The 20,408-nt window shown below is 67.4% G+C and carries 22 protein-coding genes; 7 read left to right on the forward strand and 15 right to left on the reverse strand.

Going from position 1 to position 20,408, the window contains the following annotated elements; all coding sequences use genetic code 11:
• Nucleotides 1–187: 187 nt before the first annotated feature.
• The 8 genes from VSH64_RS34415 to VSH64_RS34450 are packed head-to-tail and all read right to left on the reverse strand — an operon-like array spanning nucleotide 188 to nucleotide 5,256.
• Entirely contained in the window at nucleotides 188–2,509 is a 2,322-nt protein-coding gene (locus VSH64_RS34415; protein WP_326566917.1) for a cell division protein FtsK, read from the reverse strand.
• Nucleotides 2,509–3,405, reverse strand: coding sequence for a hypothetical protein (locus tag VSH64_RS34420; RefSeq protein ID WP_326566918.1), 897 nt, complete (start codon nucleotides 3,403–3,405; stop codon nucleotides 2,509–2,511). Before VSH64_RS34420 ends, VSH64_RS34415 begins: the two co-directional genes overlap by 1 nt.
• Complete coding sequence (locus tag VSH64_RS34425; protein WP_326566919.1) at nucleotides 3,402–3,719, reverse strand: hypothetical protein; 318 nt, start codon at nucleotides 3,717–3,719, stop codon at nucleotides 3,402–3,404. The genes VSH64_RS34420 and VSH64_RS34425 overlap by 4 nt, the downstream gene beginning before the upstream one ends.
• Nucleotides 3,716–3,841: a hypothetical protein gene (locus tag VSH64_RS34430; RefSeq protein WP_326566920.1), complete on the reverse strand. Its 126-nt coding sequence runs from the start codon at nucleotides 3,839–3,841 to the stop codon at nucleotides 3,716–3,718. The genes VSH64_RS34425 and VSH64_RS34430 overlap by 4 nt, the downstream gene beginning before the upstream one ends.
• Nucleotides 3,838–4,086, reverse strand: a complete 249-nt coding sequence (locus VSH64_RS34435; RefSeq protein WP_326566921.1) for a hypothetical protein — start codon at nucleotides 4,084–4,086, stop codon at nucleotides 3,838–3,840. Before VSH64_RS34435 ends, VSH64_RS34430 begins: the two co-directional genes overlap by 4 nt.
• On the reverse strand, nucleotides 4,083–4,457 hold the full coding sequence (locus VSH64_RS34440; RefSeq protein ID WP_326566922.1) for a hypothetical protein: 375 nt from the start codon (nucleotides 4,455–4,457) through the stop codon (nucleotides 4,083–4,085). The genes VSH64_RS34435 and VSH64_RS34440 overlap by 4 nt, the downstream gene beginning before the upstream one ends.
• Nucleotides 4,454–4,918 (reverse strand): Pycsar system effector family protein, encoded by a 465-nt coding sequence (locus VSH64_RS34445; RefSeq protein ID WP_326566923.1) that lies wholly within the window; start codon nucleotides 4,916–4,918, stop codon nucleotides 4,454–4,456. The genes VSH64_RS34440 and VSH64_RS34445 overlap by 4 nt, the downstream gene beginning before the upstream one ends.
• Nucleotides 4,918–5,256 carry a hypothetical protein gene (locus VSH64_RS34450; RefSeq protein ID WP_326566924.1) on the reverse strand — a complete coding sequence of 113 codons (339 nt, stop codon included), beginning with the start codon at nucleotides 5,254–5,256 and terminating at the stop codon, nucleotides 4,918–4,920. Before VSH64_RS34450 ends, VSH64_RS34445 begins: the two co-directional genes overlap by 1 nt.
• 147 nt (nucleotides 5,257–5,403) lie before the next feature.
• On the opposite strand from VSH64_RS34450, the gene VSH64_RS34455 reads away from it, so the two are divergent.
• Nucleotides 5,404–6,249: a GntR family transcriptional regulator gene (locus VSH64_RS34455; RefSeq protein WP_326566925.1), complete on the forward strand. Its 846-nt coding sequence runs from the start codon at nucleotides 5,404–5,406 to the stop codon at nucleotides 6,247–6,249.
• Nucleotides 6,249–6,911, forward strand: a complete 663-nt coding sequence (locus tag VSH64_RS34460; RefSeq protein ID WP_326566926.1) for an HAD family hydrolase — start codon at nucleotides 6,249–6,251, stop codon at nucleotides 6,909–6,911. The genes VSH64_RS34455 and VSH64_RS34460 overlap by 1 nt, the downstream gene beginning before the upstream one ends.
• A gap of 94 nt (nucleotides 6,912–7,005) precedes the next feature.
• Here the strand turns inward: VSH64_RS34460 and VSH64_RS34465 are convergent, their stop codons facing one another.
• From VSH64_RS34465 to VSH64_RS34475, 3 genes are read right to left on the reverse strand one after another with little or no spacing between them, the layout of a single operon-like run.
• A complete protein-coding gene (locus tag VSH64_RS34465) occupies nucleotides 7,006–7,536 on the reverse strand; it encodes a hypothetical protein (protein ID WP_326566927.1) in 531 nt (176 codons plus the stop codon).
• A 2-nt stretch (nucleotides 7,537–7,538) separates the two neighbouring features.
• Nucleotides 7,539–8,156, reverse strand: coding sequence for a hypothetical protein (locus tag VSH64_RS34470; protein ID WP_326566928.1), 618 nt, complete (start codon nucleotides 8,154–8,156; stop codon nucleotides 7,539–7,541).
• A 2-nt stretch (nucleotides 8,157–8,158) separates the two neighbouring features.
• A complete protein-coding gene (locus VSH64_RS34475; protein ID WP_326566929.1) occupies nucleotides 8,159–8,953 on the reverse strand; it encodes a TIGR04255 family protein in 795 nt (264 codons plus the stop codon).
• Between the two features lie 1,338 nt (nucleotides 8,954–10,291).
• Between VSH64_RS34475 and VSH64_RS34480 the strand changes: the two genes are divergently transcribed.
• Genes VSH64_RS34480 through VSH64_RS34495 form a run of 4 tightly spaced genes read left to right on the forward strand, consistent with a single transcriptional unit; the run spans nucleotide 10,292 to nucleotide 13,938 of the window.
• Nucleotides 10,292–10,552 (forward strand): hypothetical protein, encoded by a 261-nt coding sequence (locus tag VSH64_RS34480; protein WP_220244957.1) that lies wholly within the window; start codon nucleotides 10,292–10,294, stop codon nucleotides 10,550–10,552.
• A 4-nt stretch (nucleotides 10,553–10,556) separates the two neighbouring features.
• Nucleotides 10,557–10,805: a hypothetical protein gene (locus tag VSH64_RS34485; RefSeq protein WP_326566930.1), complete on the forward strand. Its 249-nt coding sequence runs from the start codon at nucleotides 10,557–10,559 to the stop codon at nucleotides 10,803–10,805.
• Nucleotides 10,806–10,831: 26 nt separating this feature from the next.
• A complete protein-coding gene (locus VSH64_RS34490; protein WP_326566931.1) occupies nucleotides 10,832–13,573 on the forward strand; it encodes an FtsK/SpoIIIE domain-containing protein in 2,742 nt (913 codons plus the stop codon).
• Nucleotides 13,570–13,938: a hypothetical protein gene (locus VSH64_RS34495; protein ID WP_326566932.1), complete on the forward strand. Its 369-nt coding sequence runs from the start codon at nucleotides 13,570–13,572 to the stop codon at nucleotides 13,936–13,938. Before VSH64_RS34490 ends, VSH64_RS34495 begins: the two co-directional genes overlap by 4 nt.
• A gap of 42 nt (nucleotides 13,939–13,980) precedes the next feature.
• Here the strand turns inward: VSH64_RS34495 and VSH64_RS34500 are convergent, their stop codons facing one another.
• The 3 genes from VSH64_RS34500 to VSH64_RS34510 all read right to left on the reverse strand — a co-directional run bounded on the left by VSH64_RS34500 (nucleotide 13,981) and on the right by VSH64_RS34510 (nucleotide 18,400).
• Nucleotides 13,981–15,087, reverse strand: coding sequence for a S1 family peptidase (locus VSH64_RS34500; RefSeq protein ID WP_326566933.1), 1,107 nt, complete (start codon nucleotides 15,085–15,087; stop codon nucleotides 13,981–13,983).
• 110 nt (nucleotides 15,088–15,197) lie between these two features.
• Complete coding sequence (locus VSH64_RS34505; RefSeq protein ID WP_326566934.1) at nucleotides 15,198–15,797, reverse strand: hypothetical protein; 600 nt, start codon at nucleotides 15,795–15,797, stop codon at nucleotides 15,198–15,200.
• 104 nt (nucleotides 15,798–15,901) lie between these two features.
• On the reverse strand, nucleotides 15,902–18,400 hold the full coding sequence (locus VSH64_RS34510; RefSeq protein ID WP_326566935.1) for an endonuclease/exonuclease/phosphatase family protein: 2,499 nt from the start codon (nucleotides 18,398–18,400) through the stop codon (nucleotides 15,902–15,904).
• 105 nt (nucleotides 18,401–18,505) lie between these two features.
• Here VSH64_RS34510 and VSH64_RS34515 point away from each other — a divergent pair, with 105 nt between their 5' ends.
• A complete protein-coding gene (locus VSH64_RS34515; protein WP_326566936.1) occupies nucleotides 18,506–19,543 on the forward strand; it encodes a CapA family protein in 1,038 nt (345 codons plus the stop codon).
• A 338-nt stretch (nucleotides 19,544–19,881) separates the two neighbouring features.
• On the opposite strand, the gene VSH64_RS34520 is transcribed toward VSH64_RS34515, so the two are convergent.
• Nucleotides 19,882–20,319 (reverse strand): limonene-1,2-epoxide hydrolase family protein, encoded by a 438-nt coding sequence (locus VSH64_RS34520; protein WP_326566937.1) that lies wholly within the window; start codon nucleotides 20,317–20,319, stop codon nucleotides 19,882–19,884.
• Nucleotides 20,320–20,408: the final 89 nt, after the last annotated feature.

Raw genomic sequence — 20,408 nt, forward strand, 5'->3', positions numbered from 1 at the left:
TCAGCCAGGACTAGGGCGCCGGGCGGGCGCCGTTAGCCAGGGTTTTCCGGGAGTTTCCGCAGGTCGGAGAAGGGTATGCCTAGGTTGCTAGTTTGCTGGTCAACCTAGGTGCAGAGGTCTAGAGGAGGGGTCTAGGTCTAGGGGCGGTCCGGTCTAGGACGGGCGCCGCCCCTAGCCTATTGCTCGGTTACTTTCCGTTGCGTTTCGCGTCGGTGAGGGCGTCGCGGTGGTAGCCGTTGCGGTTGGCGCCCTTGCCGGTTTCCGGGTCGGTGGCCCACACCTGCTTGGGCTTGACGCCGTAGGGCTTGAGCGCGGTGGCGAGGTTCTGCGCAGTCCAGCCCTTGTACTGGGCGGGGCGCAGGTCGGCCAGGCGCCCGACGAGGGTGTCGGACCAGAGCTTGTCTTCGCCGCGCTCGAACACGGCGATGGTGTCGGCCAGCGGGTCCAGGCGGGCGGCCTCGACGTCGACAGCTTCGCCGGCGGCGTAGCCGGTGATGTTGCCGATGGCCTCGCGTCGGGCCCGGGCGCCGGCGGCGATCTTCTTGGCGTCGGTGGCGTCCTTGTAGACGCTGCGCACGATGCGGGCGTCGTCGCCTTCACCGGCGAGGTAGCCGATGCCCCGGTCGGAGCGGGCGAACATCGTGGCCCGGATCCCGTTCTTGTACTGCGAGGTGCCCAGGACCATGTCGTTTTCGGTCTGTCCCTGGACCTTCAGGCAGTACCGCAGGATGGCGTTGGCGGAAATGCTGGTGGGCAACGACTTCGCGTCCGGGCGCTGGGTGGCGAGGATGAGGATGATGCCCAGCGCCGGGCCGCGTTTGACCAGGTCGGTGCAGATCTCCTCTAGCTCCGCGCCGTGCTCCTTGTGCTCGAACCACACCTGGCACTCGTCCACCCCGACCACGATCGGCGCCAGGCGCAAGTCCTTGCGGGCGGCCAGTTCCGGGGTGACCTTGTTGTCCGGGCACACCGACTCGGGCAGCGCGCGAATCACCTTGGTGCGCCGGCGCAGCTCCTCCCGCAGCTCCCGCATCTCGACCACCATGCGCTCGACGTCCTCCGGGTCGTCGCCGACGCCGTAGGCGTGCGAGCACGGCGCGATAGCGGCCAGGTCACCGGTGCCCTTGAGGTCAAAGGCGTAGAGCACCGCACGCGGGTCGAGCGCCGCAATGAGCAGCAGTTCCCGCAGCGACACGGTCTTGCCCATCCGAGGCACCGCACCGATGATCATGGACACGAACATGAGGGTGACCTCGGCCCAGCGGCCACGCTGGTCGGTGCCGAACGGCTGGGGCTTGAACAGGTCGACCGTCGCGCCCGGCTTGGCCAGCGGCCACGACTTCTGCTTGGCCTTGGACATGTCCGTGTCCCCGACCCACAGCACCAACCGTCCTTCGTGGACCTTCGCGTCCCCTTCGGGCCACACGCACCCAATCTGGCGGCGCAGAGCGGAGGACAGCTCCGAGCGCTTGGCGATGATGTCGCCGGCGGTGACACCCAACGGCAAGTCGACGTCGGCGCGCCAGCCCTCGCCGTCGCGGGAGATCGGATTCGGGAACGTGACGCGCTTGCCCTTGCTGTACGCCTGATTCAGCGCGCCGATACCGAGCGAGCACAGCGCGTCCTCGACCGTGGACGAGGTGAGCTTCGGGGTCTTCTCCATGTCCACCGCGCGCCCGGCCACGGGCTTGTCCGCCGGGGCGCCCCACCAGCCCACGAGCGTCATGGCCGACACCAGGATGGTCCAGTTCCAGAACGGGGCGATGTAGGTGATGGACAGGTACGCGATGGCCAGCAGGATCACGAGCCCGACCATGACCGGGGCCATGCGCTTGCGGACGGTCTCGGCACGCGCCTCCCGCAGCTTCATGTACGCGTCGTGGTCGTTGCGGTCGCGGGCGGCCATGCGCACCGGCTTGGACTCGCGGTCGTACACCCAGTGGTGCACCCGGGCGATGACCCGGCCCAGCGCGCCGAACGAGCGCAGGAACGCCGTCGGGACGTAGAGCGGCACCCGCAGGGCGTGGAACGCGGTGGTGTGGGCGGCGTAGCGGACCATGAACTTCGCCCGGGCCTTGAACTCCTCCGCCGAGGTCAGCCACTTCGCCACCAGCGGCCGGGCGGTCGCGTCGCCGGCGGTCTCCCACCACGTCGTCTTGACGGCCGGCGGGTCGACCAGCGCGGTCGGCACGGTGGCGGTCGGCTCGTCGTCGGCGGCGTCGATGACGTCGCCCCGGCGGGCGTCGCGGTCCTGGGCGGGGATGTCCTCGGGGTGGCGGGCGGTGTCCGGGCGGATCGGGACGACGTTCCCGGAGCGGGTGTGGGCGGTGTCCGTTGCCGCGTCGTCGGCGTTCACGGGGGCGTTCACGAACTCGGTCGAGTCGGCGTTCGGGAGCGCGGGCACGGTGGGGTTCTCGGACGGTTCGGCGGGGCTGTTCACGGGCTGGTCTCCTCGGGCGTTCGGCTCGTCGGCCGGGAACGGGGCGCTGTGGTCGGCGGTGGTGGACATCAGGCGGCCTCTCGCAGGTGGGCGGTCTCGGTGGCGGTGATTTCGGCGAGCAGGGCGGCGGCGACGTTGGAGGAGGTGCCGCGTCCGCAGTCGGTGACCGTGCGGACCCACGCCGGGGTGACCTCGGTCCCCGGCGTCCAGGCGGCGCGGGCGTCGGCCACGTAGTCGGCCAGCAGCTTGCGACCGGCAGGCTTGGCCTTGCCGCGCGTCTTGCGGACCGGCGTGCGGGCATGGACCGGCTTCACCGCCGGGGCGTCCTCGGTGCTGGCCGGGGCGGTCTCGATCGAGGCAGGGGAAGCCGCGGGGACCGGCTCGTGAGCGGTCGGGGCGGGCGTGCCGGCGTGGGTGTGCTCGGCAGCCCGGAGGACGGCTTCGGTGAGCTTGTCCCGGAGGACGGGCGCGGTCTCGGCAGCCAGGAACACCAGCACCGGCGGCACGGAGTGCAGTGCGACCCCGGCGACGTTGAACGTGGTCCAGGACTCCCAGGTGTTCATGACGTAGGTGGCCAGGAACGCGAACCACTTCGTCCGGTGCGCCCACGCGCCGGTCTGGACCTGGTAGCGGGCGGTGATCTGCTCTGCCCGCAGCACCGCCACGAGCACGAGCGACACCATGGGGTCGAGCAGCCATCCTGCCAGCCAGCCCAGCGACCACGTGGACGCGCCGGCGGCGGCGAACTGCTGGACGTTGACCATCGTGAACGCCAGGCCCAGGAAGATCCCGAGCCAGATCACGGTGTCGACCTGGGTGCGGACCTTCTCCACCCGCAGCGCCACGACGTCGGGGTGGTTGGCCAGGCGCCGGACCTGGGCGGCAGTGGCCGCGTCCTGGGCGAGCTTGTCGGCATCGGTGAGGGGCTGGTGCCGCGCGTCCTGCGCGGTCGTCTCGGTGCTCATCGTCGGCCTCCCCGGGTGGTGGTGACGACCTCGGTGATGGCCATGAGCCGCACGATGGTGGCCGACGCGAGCAGCGCCGGGACGATCAGCGCGATCCAGGTGGCGGTGGTGTTGCCGATCTTGACGACCACGAACCACTGGATCCCGGCGATGATGGTCGTGGCCAGGATGAGACGGATCGTGTTGCCGGTCATGCGGGTGACCTCGCGGACGCCCTTCATGCCCTTCGTGGCCGACTTCCGTCCGGCGCGCCAGACGCTAAACATGCCGATCAGCGCGAGGCCGCCCAGCACGAGCAGGGTGGTGGTGGTCATCGGGTCGCTCCGTTCCTGGCGGCGTCGCGCTGTTCGGCGGCGATGCGCTCGTTCTCGCGGGTGATGTGCTCGTGCAGCTCCCACGGCTTTTCGGCCGGCTGGGGGTCGGGACGTCCGCTCATGCCGTCACCTCCGGGGTGTCGATCAGGTCGAACAGGTCGGCCTGCTGCGGGGCCTGCCAGTCGCCGCCGCGCCATTCGGCGCCCGGGGCGATGCCGTGCTCTTCGCGGATGCAGGGCTCCGTGCGGGCCAGCCAGGCGGCGCGCTCGCGCTTCGTGGCCTTGGCCCAGGTCCGGCCGTGCTTGGCGGCGAAGCGGCGAATGGCCAGCCGCTCAATCGCCAGGGGCGAGAGGTTCCGGGCGCTCATGCGACACCCCCGGCGACCTCGGACACGGCGTCGCGGACCAGGTCCAGCGCGGTGCTGCGGGTGCTGTCGGCGTCGTCGTCCAAGTTGGCGTCGGTGAGCGCGTCGGCCAGCTCGAACAGCCAGGACACCCGGGCGGCGATGAACTCGGCCTGCGAGCTGTAGTTCGTCGAGGACGTCGGTTTGGCGGCCATCAGGTCAGCCAGGGCCTTGTACGGCGTCCACGCGGCGGTCGAGGTGCTGCCTACCATGGTGTTCCTCTCCAAACGGTCAGCTGGCTGGTTGGTGGGACCCGGCGCGGCAGGCGCGTTCTTGGCGGAGTGGGCCGCCGCGTCGGGGCTGAACAGGCTGGTCAGCGGGTGCGGGTTGGTCATGTCAGCACCGCCAGGACCAGGGCGACGGCGAGCACGCACAGGCCCATCACCAGCAGGGCGACGGCGTTGCCGATCTGGCGGTACTTGCGCACCGCGATCGCACCGACCGTGGACGCGTCTGCGGCCAGGGACTCGGAGGCGACCACGCTGGACGCTTCGAGCAGTACGGCCGGGCCGTTGTAGACGGAGTCCAGCCAGCTGCCCGGGGCCGGGTACTGCGACAGGCGCGGCCGGACAGCGGCCAGCAGCACCAGCACCGACGCGAAGATCGGCGTGGCGGCGAACCACAGCGCGACCGTCGCCGGCACCGACACGTCCCGCGTGGTCAGAGCGACCACACCGGCCAGCGCAGCGCCGACCAGCGACAACAGGGTGGTGATCTTGGTGTCCGCGCGACGCAGCTCGTCGCGAGCCTGCTCATGAGCGCGGTGAACCTGCGGCATGACGTCGTGGGTGGTCATCAGGCCACCAGGCCTTCGACGTCGCTGCCCACCGTGGTGGCGGTGGTGTCGAAGCGGGTCGGCAGGGCGCGCAGGGTGGCGCCTTCCTCCCGGCGGCGGGTGCGGTGCGCCCGGCGGGAGTCGGTAAACGAGTGCTTCACGCGAGCGGTGGCGGCCAGCACGGTGGCGGCCAGCTCCTCGTCAACCGAGGCGATCAGTGCGTCAATCGAGCGCTCGTCCTCGGCAAAACCGAGGTAGTCAGCGGCCCGGGCCGCAGCGTCCTGAACAGCGAAAACGTCAGCGTCCAGCCCGTCGAACGAGGCTTCAGCCTGGCGGCGGGTGATGTTCGCGTACCTCATCGTGGTCCCTCTCGGTGGGTGTCAGTGGTGACATCCAGAGACTCACATAGGTCAACTAGCAGAGTCAAGCTAGGTCAACTATCAAACATAGAAGAAGATCGGGATTCACCTAGTTGGGCTAGTTGGGTTCGCGCTATGCTCTCGGGCATGGATGAACTCGACCCGGACGACCCCCGCCCGCCGTTTCAGCAGGTCGCAGCGATTTTGAAGGCGTCGATCCTCACTGGCGCCTACCAGCCGGGAGACCGGTTGCCGTCGTACACGGAGCTTGCGGCGAGCTACGGCGTCGCCGTCATGACCGCCCAGAAGGCTGTTGGAGTCCTACGCGACGAGGGACTCGTCGTCTCTCGTCAGGGCAAGGGCTCGTTCGTTCGGCAGCGGACCGAGCGCTCCGTCGGGCTCCGCCCACACGTCGAGGCGATGTTCGACAGCGGAGCCGTCGCCATCGACTTCGCCGGGTTCTCGGGAGAAACGCTGCAAGGCGTCATCAGCGAACCGCTCGACAAGGTGCGCTCGGGACGGCTGCAGCCGGAAAGCCTACGAATTCGGATCCTGCTGCCCGACCTCTCCAAACCGGTCGGATTGCCAGCACTGGCCCCTGATGGGATCGACTCGCCTGACGTGCGCAAACGTGCCGAGCGGATCGTCCAGCGATCGACTCAGGGGATCGTGGAGACAGTCGAGGAGCTCGCAGCCCTGGGGCTGGTCGAGTCGGCCTCCGCTCAAGTGCGCACGTACCACTCGGCACCGCTGTTCAAGCTGTTCCTACTGAACGAGGCAGAGGCGTTCTTCGGGTTCTACCCAGTACTTCAGCACTCGGTGGCCATCTCGGGCCAGCCTGTGGAGATCTTCGACCCCATGGGCAAGGACGCCGTGCTGTTCCACTACGCGAAGTCCGAGGACGTCGATTCGGTGGACTCGCAGTACGTCGAACAGGCGCAGAAGTGGTTCAACAGCGTGTGGGACTCCGTGGCGAAAGATGTGGAGCTCTAGTGGCAGACGTCAGCCTGCGCGAGCTAGTCGACCGGGCACGCCTCGTACTGTTCGACTTCGACGGCCCGGTGTGCGACGTGTTCGCCGGCGTCCCGGCGCCCAAGGTCGCCCGGTGGCTTGAGCGCCACTTGCCGTCAAAGGTGGACACGGACGACCCATTGGCGATCCTCCAGGAGGCGGCCAAGTACGGGTCCGACATGGTCGAGGCCGTCGAGGACGACCTCATCATGGCGGAGCTCAAGGCGGTGGATAAAGCCGTCGCGACGCCTGGCGGTCTGGAGTCGATCACCGCCACCATCGCCTCTGGCAGGGGAGCGGGCATCCTGAGCAACAACTCTTCTCAGGCGATTGTGCGCTACCTCAAGGACACGGGGTGTCTGATCAAGATCACACCGGTCATGGGGCGCAAGTACGCGCGCCCCGACCTGATGAAGCCGAATCCTTATCCCTTCCACGCCGCACTAATCGGCACCGAGTGGGACGCGAGCGAGACGCTGTTCATTGGCGACTCATTGTCTGACATCGAAGTCGCCCACGCAGTCGGTGCACCGGTGGTCGGCTACGCGAACAAGTCAGGCAAGGCCGACACGTTCGCGTCCGCTGGGGCGTCATTCGTCATCGAGGACATGACAGAGGTGACTGCGGCCATCGTCAATGACTGACAGGATGGCGACGCTCCGCCCGTATGATCGATCCACGCTTGCCGAGTTACGACCGGTTAGTTGTCCGCAATAGACCGGCAAGCGGCTTATGACCTCAAGCAGCCGCAGGCGGACTCGGCTCAACCGGAGCGAACACAACCTCTGACTTCTCAATTACCGTCGAGCGAACCAGATTAAACGATTTCTTGAGCAATCTGTCTTTTGGGTTATACGAAAACCCATAATACGGTGCAACTAGTGCATGAGCATGCCCGATTGGCTCAGCTCCAGGCTCGTCGGGAACCGGGTTATATATCACATCCCAACCCTTCCAGCCAATGTCGTTATTGCCCTGCAAAAGGTCGCTAAAATCAATCTCCTTCACAACTCTTGCCTCGAACGCGAACACATAGCTCGACCCGTTCTTGCTGACCGCCGAAGCCGTCTGGCCATTCGCATTCAGTAGCACCTCGCGATAACATGAAGCACCATCTTCACCGTCATTCAACCGAAAGCCGGCCACACCCATTTTAGGCTTTCCCGTAATGAGGTCGACCGGGTGAACATGCTGCTCATTTGGCTTATTTAGGCAGCGGCGAAGAATGACTTCATCTTTGCCGACGAAGCCTTGGGTTCCATCTTCCATTCCTAAACCACCAGATTACGCCAAAGAGGATTCCTTGCCTTGACGTGAGCCGTCAGTCGACCCAGATGCCCCCGAACCATTCGCAGGGCAGCGAAATCGCCTTCAACCAGGTCAATGGAACGCATTTCATTCCCTGACTTTACGATCGCTTCCGCGCAACCATCTGAGTCAACAAGAATTTCAAGGGACAGTTCATCTGCGTACCACACTGCCGCAATTCCGCTGTCACCATCTATCGATATGTGCGGGTAAACTGACGTGGAATCACAGATCCACATAAGGATCATGAATAGTTTCATGATGATTTCATCGTCGACGGAGCAATCTTCGCCATACTCACCGGTCCGAGACCTGACGTTGATTTTCGTCAACTGAGAACCAATATGATTCCAAATAGACGTACGTCCAGGACCGCGAAACTTTGACCGAAGAGGGACCGGCGCGGCGACCACGGCCTCAGAGTGCGAAGAGGAATCTGATTGCTCATCCCGCTCCGCCAGGCCCGAGTAACGATGCTTGCGCATTCGAACGGCAGCGAACGCGCGCCGCTGACTTTGGTCTTCCTTGAACGAAGTCTGAGTGGAACCCGCAGGCGGCATCAAAATTCCGAGACCATTCATGGTCACTTCTCCCCCCAGGACGACTTGAAAGAATCATCGAACAAGCCCGCGAAGATTTCGTTTATAGCCTCGTGCGCGCTATTTAGCCGTTCGCCCGGTTCGTCGCCCTTCCCTAGGTCGGCGCGGGCGCTGAGCGCCAGGATGGTGGAGGCATTCACACCATCACCGGGGGTGTCGAGCGGTTGAGCCAACGCGAAGCTAAGTCCTTCTCCGCGCCTTGTCGGCTCAACACCGATAAGCAGGTTAAGACTGGATTGATCTGCACCGATTTGGACATGCTTGCGCACAGCGGTAGTGCCGGGAGAAAAAACATTGCGATCAGACGCGGAAATCTTTTCTTCGGCGACGAGCCTCTTGGAGACGAGATTCGAATCAAACAGATCGAGGTAGTTCTCATAATCGATCGTCACACGGAGAAGCTTCGGGTCATCATTCCCAGACCCACGCAATGCTTCTACCAGCTCGCCATACCGATTGAGGAAATCTTCACTTAGTGCCGCGAAGCCCGGATATTGTTTCTTATCCGTAAAGTACCAAGTCAGCCCAATCCGGTCCGACTGTATGAGAACTTGCTTCTCGCGCTCATCTGACGCAAAAATGCAAGCAGGCATAGGCCACTTGTCCTCAACAAAAGTGATTGAATCAGTCGGTCGCCAAGGAGCCAGTGGTGCTTTTTCCTCAACCTTCGGCAGTTCGTCAGCCCAAAGGTTGCGCAGAGACGACAGATGGAGAGCAGCGAGCGTGTATATGGGCTCAAACCAGAAGGTTAAGTTCACTTCAGTGACCGGGGGGCGCACGAGTTCTCCTCCTGCGTCAGTCATTGCAACCACGCCCGTGTCATCGTTTCGCCTTCCCTGGTTATACAAAGCCGTCGCTCCGCATTTCCCACCAATACCCTACCTGTGTCACCGCTCACATCGTCACAGTCGCAGGCGAGCTATAGTGACCTACGCTAAAAAGTTACAATATTGTTATGCTCGTCAGCTGACACGTCAGCTATTCCATCACCTCACCTTCAAGCGTGCCTACGACTGTGTCGAATCTCGTACACATCGTCGAGGACCTAGGACGGTCGCGGCCCGACGACTCGCCGTTACAAGGCCAGTGGACACCTTCCGCTGGCCTGCGCCGTGAGCAGCATCGTTCGGACCGTCGACCAGCGAGGTTCACACGGATGGAGTAAAGTTTCATCGGCTCAGTTCTAGTCTTAGTCGTTGTCGCGGCCAGGCGGACGACCAGAGCAAGATCCGGACGCACCCACGCCAGCTACGTGCCGCATCCGAGTAGAAGTACGAGCCAACCAGCGAGTCACTTCGAGCGCATGGCGCTCGTGAGGCGGATCGCGAAGTCATGCTGCTGACTTCGCGGATGGGTCCCGTAGCACCTGACCGGGCCGAGTCCTCAGGGCCAGCTTAGGCTCATTTCTAGTCTCATTCGTCCCCGTACGGCGACGTTCACCGGCCACCATGCAGCCGTCTGACCTGGCGATTCGCCTTAGGCAGACCCCCGCGTACAGCCGTGTGCAGACTTGGAAAGCGTGTTGGGTTCACGCCCTCGCAGGTTCGAATCCTGTATCCTCCGCCGCAGTAACAGACCAACGCCGGGCGATTCACTTCGCCCGGCGTTCGTCGTTTCAGCGTCGCGTCGGCGGCGGCAAATCCGGAACCGGTTGCGTCGGCCACGCGCATCCAAAAACCCGAATTTCCTTCTACATGCCCGATTTCACGCCCGCGCACCCGTTGCCGAAGCGTTGCTGATCGTCGTTCACCTCCGCCGTGCACCGGCGAAACCGCAGGCCAGCGCCCACCCGAGGACCTCCCAAACCGCCCTCGAACCGACCCGCTACGCTCCTGCGCAGACTCGATCGTAGAAGTTCGGAGAGGTTCCTCGGTGTCACGAATACCGGCCTGACCTGGGCGCGGCCTCTGGCGCGCGAACCTCGAAAACCGCAGGTCACCATGGCTGGAACACGGTTCGGGGGTCCCGCGACCGACCGCCGCCCGCGAGGCCCCGGACGTCACCCACGTCCGGGGCCTTGTCGATTCTCCCCCTGTTCCTCACTTACCGAAGACACCTGATCACGCTAAGTTTGTACGTGGTCGTTCCAGCCCCGACGCACCGAGGAGTCCGCCCCCATGCCCGGAGTGGAAGAGATCCGCGCTGGCATCGCGCTCGCGAACGAGAAGGCGTCCGCGAGCATCGCCGCCCTGCAGCAGGCAGCGCAATCTCTCGAAGAAGCCCAGTTGTCGCTGTCCCAGGCGACGCAGGGCAGCAGTCAGCACGAGGTCAACCAGGCCCACGGTCTGCTGGCCGAAGCGCTGAACGGAATCACCGGGATGCAAAGCACCATCCAGGCCAGTATTTCGTCGGCCGACTCCTACTCGGCCCGGTTGTAACCGCATGTCGGGACTCGCCGAGATCCACCAGTTGCTCACCGCCGCGATGAGCGGGCTCACCGACGGGCGCGCCCACGCCGAGCGGGCCAAAAGCCTGCTCGGGGACGCTCGCAGAGCACTCGTCGACGCACAGGCGAAGGCCGATCCTTGGCTGCCGTCGCAACTGGATCAGGCCGACGAGGGACTCGACCACCTCCTCACCCGCCTAGCCGCCGCCGACGACCTGGTGAGCGGATATCAGTCACGCCTGTAGGGAAGAAAGCCTCATGAGCGACACCGATGGCCAGTAAATCCGCCGAGCAGCGCAACCGCGTTCAGACGGCACTGGACCGGGTCCGGCACCAGATCGGGCTCGTGCTCGGTGCCGCCGCCGGCGCCCGCGAAGCCGCGGAGGCCGACGTCGCGCGGCTCGCTCTCGAACAGGAAATCGTGCGGGTCGGCATGAACCACGCCGATGCCGAGCAGCAGACGGAATGGGCGCGGCACCCGGCCGCGCACGAAGTGTTCGCTTCGCTCGGCGGCGTGCGCAACGCGTTCTACACCGACTGGAGCTCGGGCCCGGGCGCTCTGCGGGACCTGGTGGCGGCCAACGCCCAGGGTCCCGCGGGGCGGCCGCCGAGCGAATGGCTCGGCCGCGTGGGCACCAACCCCGGCATCACCGCGCCGGGGCTGTGGCGCGTGGGCTCGGCGACGGCGGCCGGCCGCGACATCTCGCGGACGTTCGACGTCGCCGTGCCCCTGCTCGACGAATCGCACCTGCAGATCACGTCGGCGCCCAAAACGCGGCCGGTGATCGACGGGATCGTGCAGAACCTGCTGATGCGGGTGCTCTCGACGTTCGAGCCCGGCGCCGTGAAGATCCACCTGTGGGACATCGGGCAGCTCACCGCGATCCTGCCCGACCTCTACCCGATCAGCCGCACCAGCGCGCTGTCGCTGTACGACCCGACGCGCCTGGAAGACCTGCTCGACGAGCTCGCCGGCCACATCCGCCGCATCCACGCCACGGGCATGCAGGCCGGGCACACGTCGTTGCGGGAGCTTCGGCGCGCCAGCAACCAGCGCGTGGAGCCGTACCGGATCGCCGTGCTCTACGGCAACGGCGAAACACTCGAACCCGAGCTCGCGCGCGACCTCAAGCGCGTGGCCAGCGGCGCCCTCGCCGCCGGGATCTGCCTGATCCTCATCGACGTGCCCACGGCCGTGAGCGCGTCGATCGAATCGCTGAGCCTGCTCGACGAGCGGCGCGCGATCAGCAGCATGACCGGCACCGACCTGGTGGTGGACCTCGATCCGCCGCTGCCGTCGGGCCAGGTGATCCGCGCGGCCGGGCGGATCGCGGAAGCGTTGATCGCCAAGCAAGGCGGGCCGCGGTCGTTCGCCGACCTGCTGCCCACGGAGTTCGGCCAGGAGAACTCCGCGCGTGAGCTGCGGGCCCCGGTCGGCTTCTACGAGGGCGAGGCCGTCGAGGTCGTGATCGGCGACGCGAGCCCCCACGCGCTCATCGGCGGGCCCAGCGGCTCGGGCAAAACGAACTTCCTCTACGCGCTGCTCGGCAGCCTCGCCGCGCGCTACTCGCCCGACGAGCTGGCGCTGTACCTGTTGGACTTCAAGGAAGGCGTGTCCTTCGCCGGCCTCGCGCCGGGACGCAAGGACGCCAGCTGGCTGCCCCACGCGAAGCTCGTGGGTGTCAACGTGAACACCGACCGCGAGTTCGGCCTGGCGCTGCTGCGCTTCCTCGCCGACGAGCTGCGCCGGCGTTCGGCAGCGGCCAAGGAACACGAGGTCACGAACCTGGCCGACCTGCGCGAGCAGGACCCGAGCGGGCACTGGCCGCGGATCGTGGCCGTGATCGACGAGTTCCAGTACCTGTTCGCCGGCCGCGACCAGGTCACGGCCACCGCGACGCAGCTGCTGGAGGACATCGCGCGGCGCGGGCGTTCGCAGGGCATCCACCTCGTGCTGGCCAGCCAGGACGTCGCGGGCATCGAGGCGTTCTGGGGCAAGCCGGCGGTGTTCGAGCAGTGCACGCTGCGCATCGCCATGCCGAAGGCGCGGCGCGTGCTGGCCGAGACCAACAACGCGGCGGTGTCCGCGCCGAAGTGGCACGCGGTGATCAACCACGATTCCGGCGTGGCCCACGGCAACCTGCTCGCGCACGTCCCGGATGCCAGCAGCCGCAACGTGTTCGTGGACCTGCAGCACAAGCTGTGGGAGCTCTACTCCGGACGCTTCCCGCGTCCCCGCCTGTTCGACGGCGCGCATTCGCCGGTGCTGGAACAGTTCGCGGCCTTCACCGAGCTCAAGCCGACGTCGCGGCCACGCGCACTGCTCGGCGAGTCGATCGACGTCACGGAGGCCGCGCAGGGCGTGGAGCTGCCACGCGCGCCGGGCCGCAACATCGCGGTGCTCGGCGGCGCGTCGGCCGAGGCACTGTCCATCATGGACTCCGCCGCCCGGTCACTGGCGCGCCAGTACGAGATCGGCGAGGTGGAGTTCGTGCTCTACTGCGCGATCGACGCGTGCGCACCGGCCGTGCTGGAGCTCACGGAACGGCTGCGCGCCGAGGGCCACGTGGCCGACCTGATCGACGACGTGGGAGCGTTGCTGACGTCCATCGTGGAGGGACAGCTCGGCGGCCCGTCGCGGATCCTCCTGCTCTACGGCGTGGACGCGGCGTTGCCCGCGCTGGAAACCAAGGCGCCGGGGCAGCTCAAGAGCGGCCTCGACCACCTGCGCACGGTCCTGAAGACGGGCCCGGGCCACGGCGTGCACACCATCGGCTGGTGGCGCAGCATCGCGCGGCTCAAGGACACGCTCGGCTTCGGCGGCACGGACGACATCGGCACGTGGGCCGCGCTCGACGTACAGGGCAACGAGCTTTCCCCCTTCGCCGCCGGCCTCGTCGTGCACTGGTCGCCGCGTCCGGGTCGAGCGCTGTTCTTCGACCGCACCACCCACGGCGCGCCGGAAGTGATCATTCCGTTCCTTCGTCCCGAGCAGACCGGAGAGGTGACATGACCGACGGTGCCAGCGCGGCCATGCGCTACAAGGAGATCGTGGGCCTGGCCCGCGGCTCGGCCGACAACCTGCGGTCCTGGGAGCTCGCCCGCGCCGACGAGATCGACCACCAGCTCGCCGACGCGCACGCCGCCGTCGCCGCGGCGAAGGAGCGCGAGGAGAAGGCCGCCGAACGCGCGTCCCGCTGGTGGAAGATGGCGCTGCACAACGTTTCGCGCCTGAACTTCCTGGAGCCGGCCGACGATCCGCAGCCCGTGCCCACGGCGCGGCCGCAGTACCTGGACCGGTACCTCGAGGAAGTGAAGCCGTCGTACCAGGAGCTGGTGCAGGCCGTGCTGGCTTTGGGCTGGCGGGCCAAACGCTGAACCGGCCGAGGCGGATCGCCGCCCCGGCCGTTTCGTTGAGCGTCAGAAGACGTCGCTGTACTGGAGGATGGTGCCACCGGCCGTGCTGGCGGTGATGCCGCAGTTCAGCTTGTGCCCGGCGAGTTCGTCGGTCACCTTCAGAGTCGGCGTGGTCGCACCCTCGACCGGGAGGTAGAACTCGAAGCCGTTCGCCGGGTCGACCTTGTTGTAGTACCAGGCGTACTCGGTCTTCTCGGGCTTGATCGTCCACTTCGGAGCTTCACAGGTCAGCGTGTCGCCCGCGGCTTTCGTCCCGGTGATCACCGGGTCTGCCGCGGCCATCGGCGCGAGCGGCGGCCGCGGCTGAGTCAGGAACGAACGCGCCACGGCGGCGTCGGCGAACCCGTCGACGGTCGGCTCACCACACTGCTTGCCCGCCGTCTCACCGCCGAAGCTGACGATGCCCACGAGGCGGCCATTCTGCACGAGCGGCCCGCCACTGTCGCCGGGACACACGGTGGCGGCGCCCTGCGTGCACAGCACCGACTTGCCGTCGAGCAGCCCCGGGCTCGCCAGACCCGCCGCGCACGCGCCGTCGTCGAGGACCTTCAGCTGCGCGTGCTTCAGCTGGTCACCAAGGGCGGCGGCCGGGTTCTTCGGGTCCGGAGCCTGCGTGAGGCCGTGGCCGAAAAGGTCCACAGTGGACCCGGGTGCCGGCGCGGTGCGTGCGACCGGCAACGTCGGCACCCCGAACACCGACCGAGCGAGCTTGATCACCGCGACGTCGTCGGCCGCACTCGACTTCTCGAAGTCCTGCGGATCCACCGGCGACGGGATCAGCCGGAACCCCGGCTCCACCGACCAGCCCTTGATCGGCACGACCTTCCCGGGATCCTCCGACAGCGTGCCCCCGCCCACGTGCACCTCCAGGTGCGTCGGGTCCACGTGGTCCAGGCAGTGCGCCGCCGTCGCCACCCGATCGGGCGCGATCAGCGCGCCACCGCAACTTTCCCGCTGCACCAACGGCTCGTCCCCCTTGAACGCCACCGTCACCATCCACGGCGCCGCACCACTACCCGCGGCCTCCCCTCCGGCCACCGCCATCGCGGGCGCCGCCACCACCGTGCCGGCCACCGCCACGGCGGCGCACACGGTCAACATCCTGCGCATCGGACCTCCCAAGTCGTTGGTCCGAACCTACGAATCCCCCACTGCGCGGACAACACTCGGCGGAGTGATCACCGCGTACCCCTTTCGGCTACCGGTTGCGCGCCGATCGGCTAGGCGTCCCACACGACGGCGTCGGTGACCAGGCCGTCCGAGGCCGCCACCTTGACGGTGAGCCGAAACGGCCGCCCTTTGGCCGTGATCCCGCAGACGACGCTGCCGGCGTGCAGGGAATCGAGCTGGTTGGTGCCGTCGGCCGTGGCGAGCCGGCGGCAGTCGTCGCGGCCCGGCACGCCGGCGTCGGCCCACACGCGCAGCCTGCTGCCGCCGATGGTGAACAGGTCGCTGCCGAAGTGGTCCTCGATGTCGTTCTCGTCGGCTTCGGCCGGCGGGTTCAGGTCGAGATTGATGCTCCCGAACGTGACCGCGCCGGAGGAATACACGCCGGCGCCCGGGTTGGCAGCCTTGCTCGGCGCGGAACCCGGCGGAGCGGGCGCGTCGCCACCGGACGCAGTTGCCGTCACCGTGACCGTCGCCGGCGCCGGCTGCGCGGGCGGGTTCGGCGCGCTGGCCCGGCCGACGAAGAACCCGGCCCCGGTCAGCGCTGTGACCAGCGCGGCGATCGCCGTGATCCACTGGTGCCCGAGTGTGCCCCAGCCGGGCTTTTTGGCTTCGTCCTTCTTGGTTTCGCTGGCCGAGCCCTCGTCTGCCACCGCGCCCCCGATCGCTTGCCGGCAGCCCGAGTCTAGTCGCCCCGGGAACGCCGAAGGCCACCGTCACGAAAGACGGTGGCCTCCAGCGGAAAACCCGGAACTACTTACTTACGCGGAGCAGTACGCCCCAACAACTGGTCCAGGTAGTCGAGCACGTCGTAGAACAGATCCTCGACCTGGTTGCCCGTCGACGGCCGGAACCGCACGATCTGCGGGTCGTGGTCGCTGGCCTGGTCGGCGAACTCGGCGTTGATGTGGACCACGTCGTAGTCCACGCCGCGCAGCGACGAGGACGCGAGGATGTGGTCCAGCACCTGCGACTGGCCCTCGAACACGTAGCTGTACCGCTCGGCGGCGGGCAGCGTCGCGATGAGGTCCTTCAGCCCGCCCGACGTCAGCTGCGCCAGCGCCGGCGAGAACTGGTAGTCGTTGAGGTCGCCGGCCACCACGATGTTGGCGTTGCGGTCGGCCGCCTGCAGCTGCGAAACGAACCCGCGAAGCACGGTCGCCTGCTTCTGGCGCTGCACCTCGGAGCTGCGCACCGGCGGCTGGAACCGGCCGTGCGTCGGCTGGTCGCCGCCCTTGGAGTTGAAGTGGTTGGCGATCACGAACACCGTGCGGCCCTGGAACACGAACTCGCCGGCCAGCGGCTTGCGGCTGTCGGTCCACGCGTCGTTCGTCGGGTCGACGCGGCCCGGCGACTGCGTCAGGTGCACCTTGCCGTGGTCCTTCGTCACGCCCACCGACGAGGTCGCGCTGCCGCCCGGACGGTCCACAAACGACACTCGCGCCGGGTTGAACAGGAAGCCCACGCGGATGTTGCCGCCCGGCTCGCCGCCGTCCTCGTCGTTGGTCGGGTCGATCTCGCGCCACTGGTAGTGCGGGCCGCCCGCCGCGACGATCGCGTCGGTGAACTTCTTGAGCGTGACGTCGGCCGCGACCACGCCGTCGTTGGTGGCGCCGTCGTTGTCCTGGATCTCCTCCAGGGTCACGACGTCCGGCGCGGCCAGGTTGTCGACGATGCCGTGCGCGAGCTGCGCGAACTTCGTGTCCGGGTCGGACGGCGCGAGGTTCTCGACGTTGTACGTCGCCACCGCGAGCTGGCCCGGGCGCTGGCGCGCCGTGACTTCCTTCTGCAGGTGGTTGTCCTTGGCCGGACCCATCTGCGACGCGAAGAGCGTGTAGCCACCGAAGCTGCTGTACTCGACCGGGCCGGAGGTCACGCCGGTGAGCACGTCACCGGTGTTGACCTTCGGGAACGGCTGCTGGTCGAACGGGATGATCGACTGGACCTTGAGCACGCCCGTGTTGATCTTGTCGTAGCCGAGGTAGACCGTGCCGCCGCGCGGCGTCGGGTTCTGCTGCGGCTTCGTGGTCACGTACAGCTCGTCGAAGTCGTTGCTCGGGCCGACGACCCGCGCGTCCGAGATGCTGATGATCTCGCTCTCGTGCGACTCCCAGAAGTCCAGCGCGTACTTGGCCGGCTCGAGCGGCAGTGCCTCGATGTTGCCGCCCGCGTTGGGCGCGAGCACGTCCGGGATCTGGTCGGGCGTGATCTTCGTGGGCGCGGGCAACGGGTTCCCGTGCGTGCCCACCGTCCACTGTGCACTCGAGAGCTCGGTGAGCGACTGGTAGTTCGAGGTCGCCGGGGCGTCCGGGTAGAACTCCTTCACCGTGCCGGTCGCGGTCACGGCGTCGCCGACGGCCACGGCGGGCGAGGTCGAACCGGTGAACACGAACAGGCCCTCGCTGGTGCGCGGGTCGCTGTCGGGGTTCGGGTCGGTGAGCCAGAAGCCGCGCGAGGAACCGAAGGTGCGCACGGCGGTGACGATGCCCGTGACGTCACTGACCTTCTTGTCCTTGAACGGCGAGATCCGCGTGGTGCCCTGGATGTCGTGGATCTTCGCCGGGGTGCCCGGGTCGACCGGGCCGGTGTCGCCACCGCCGGCGGTCTCGCCCTTGGAGTTGGTGGGCGTCGGGTCGCCGACGGTGAAGTCGGTGCTGTTGTTGTCCGTGTCGGCGAGCGACGCGGCGCGCGCGGCCGAGGTGGTGTTCGACAGCGTGGCCGTCGGCGTGCCTTCGCGGACCACGGCGTCACCGAAGCCCACGAGGTCCTTGACCTGCGGGTCGGCGGCGCAGTCGGCCGCGGTCTTGCAGGTCAGCGCGGTGGTGCCGTTGACCAGCGCGATCGTGCCGGCGGTGCCGGACATCGCGATGGTCCCGGTCGCGTCCGGAGTGGGCAGTGCGACCGTGCCGCCCATGCCCTTCGACTCCGCGACGAGGTAGCGCCCGCCGCCGTTGACCGAACCGGCCAGTTTCGTGACCTGCCAGGTGCTCGACGCGCTCGCGGAGGCCGGCAGGTACTGCACGCTGAAGCCGTCGAGCGAGAGCGGCGCGGAGCCGCGGTTGCCGAGTTCGACGAAGTCGTTGGTGAGCGTGGCGCCGGAGTTGCCGCCGCCGCCGTAGACCTCGGCGATGACCGCGTCCGCGCTGGGTGTGGCGAGGGCGGCGGGAGCGCCGCTCACCACGAGACCCGCGACGGCAGCGGCGGTCAGCACGCTCTTTCTTCGACCGGATATGGTCACCCTGAGTCCCCTTTGCATGAACGGTCGACGCATCGTCCCCCGAACAAGCGAAGGGTAGGAAGACTAAGAGGCAACGATTCGTAACGAGTTCGCGGAATTACCTCCGAGGGACGGGTTGACACAGTGATCTCTCTCGTACTCGGCGGAGACGTCAACGTACAGGGCCGAAGCGAGCCGAAAAAGGCATTCCGGGCGCTGTCCCCGCTGCTGAGCGGAGCCGACCTGCGTTTCGTCAACCTCGAGGGTCCACTGTCGGGCTCGATGGGTGACCACGGCGGTCTGGACATCCCACACAAGCCGAATTGGCGCCATTCCGCACCGGAAATGGTCGAGGCGCTCACCTCGGCCGGCATCGACGTCGTGTCGGTCGCGAACAACGTCACGTACCCGCCGCCGGCCATGCTCGCGAGCCTGTCGGTGCTGGAGAAGGCCGGGATCGCGTACTGCGGTGGTGGTGCGAACCTCACGGCCGCGCACACGCCGGCCGTGATCGACCGGGCCGGTCGCCGCGTCGCCTTCCTCGCGTTCACGTCGCTGTGCTGGCCGATCGGGCAGGAGGCGAAGGCCGATTCGGCGGGCGTCGCGGTCGCCGGCGCGTACACCTCGTACCAGCCCGATCCGCGCGTGCTCGACGTGCCGGGCCGGCCGCCGATCGTGCACACCACGCCGGTGCCGGCCGACCTCGAACGCCTGGTCGCCGACGTGCACCGCGCTCGCGCTTCGGCCGAGCACGTGGTGGTGTCGATGCACTGGGGCCTGCCGGGCGACGAGCTCACCGAGTACCAGATCGCCTACGCCCACGCGATCATCGACGCCGGCGCCGACCTGGTGGTGGGCCACGGACCGCATTCGGTGCAGGCCGTGGAGGTCTACCGCGGCCGCCCGATCCTCTACAGCCTCGGCAACCTCGTGTTCGACTGGCCCGCGATGCGCGGCCGCCACGTCGACGGCCTGCTCGCCGGCTGCCTGCTCGGCGAGAAACCGCGGCTCGAGCTCATCCCGGTGCGCCGCGGTGAGGACAACGAGTGCGTGCCGCTGGCCGGCGAGGCGGCGGCCGCGGTGCTGCGCCACGTGGCCGAGCTTTCGGCGCGGCGGTCCACAAAGGTGGCCGTGGGGGCCGGGATCGGCACGGTCGAAGGGTTTCTCGCACCCAAGCGCTGAGGCGTTTCCGCAGGTCGTCACCCGGACGGACCATCTGCCTTAAATGCAGCTCAAGCTTTGGCGCGGTCGGTTGGCGGCGGAGGTACCTTTACTCGCGAGCGGCCGGAAAAGTGGCCCAGACCACTTCCCCGACTGCTCACGGGTCGCACACCGCGGGGGGAGGCGACACGATCACATGGGGGTTGATCGTGTTCGGCTCGCGCGGTTTCGCGCCCCGCTGGGGAACGCCGCGGACGCGGGAACTTCCGCTTCTCCCGCGACCGCGGCGTCCGGAGACTTGCCCCGGGGGTTCGTGAGTGGTGCGGCCGTGGCCGTGGGGGCCTGGGCGGCCGCACCACTCACGAGCGGTACTTGCCGATGAGCGTCTTGGCGCCCGACAGCGCGGCGCGGCCGGCGCCCTTCGCGCTGGCCGCGAAGAACGTGGTCCAGTCGAAGTAGTCGCGCCAGAGCACGATGCGGCCGTTCTCCACCTCGAAGGTGCCGCACACCCAGAACTCGGCCGCGAACGAGCCGCGGCGCAGCACGTCGGTGCGTTCGGTGAGCACGACGTTGCCGTCGGCGGCGATGTGGTGGGTGCGTGCTTCGAACCCGGTGCTGAGCCGGGCCAGCATGCGGAGTTGTTTTTCCACCGCCGTGAGGCCGCGGGCGGCCGGCAGCGGAACGTTCTGGTAGACGATGTCCACGGCGACGTGGCCCAGCGCCCGTTCGACGTCCATGTCCTCGAGCGCCTTCAGGAACGAAGTGACCACGGCTTGGGGTGCCTGGGGTTCGGTCATGCGTCCAGGTTAGGCCCGGTGTGTTGTCACGTGCTCGCGCGATGGCAGGAAATGAACGCACAGTGTTATCACGTGGTCATTTTCTGTTC

Origin of the sequence: Amycolatopsis rhabdoformis (assembly GCF_035918295.1) — a bacterium.
GTDB lineage: Bacteria > Actinomycetota > Actinomycetes > Mycobacteriales > Pseudonocardiaceae > Amycolatopsis > Amycolatopsis rhabdoformis.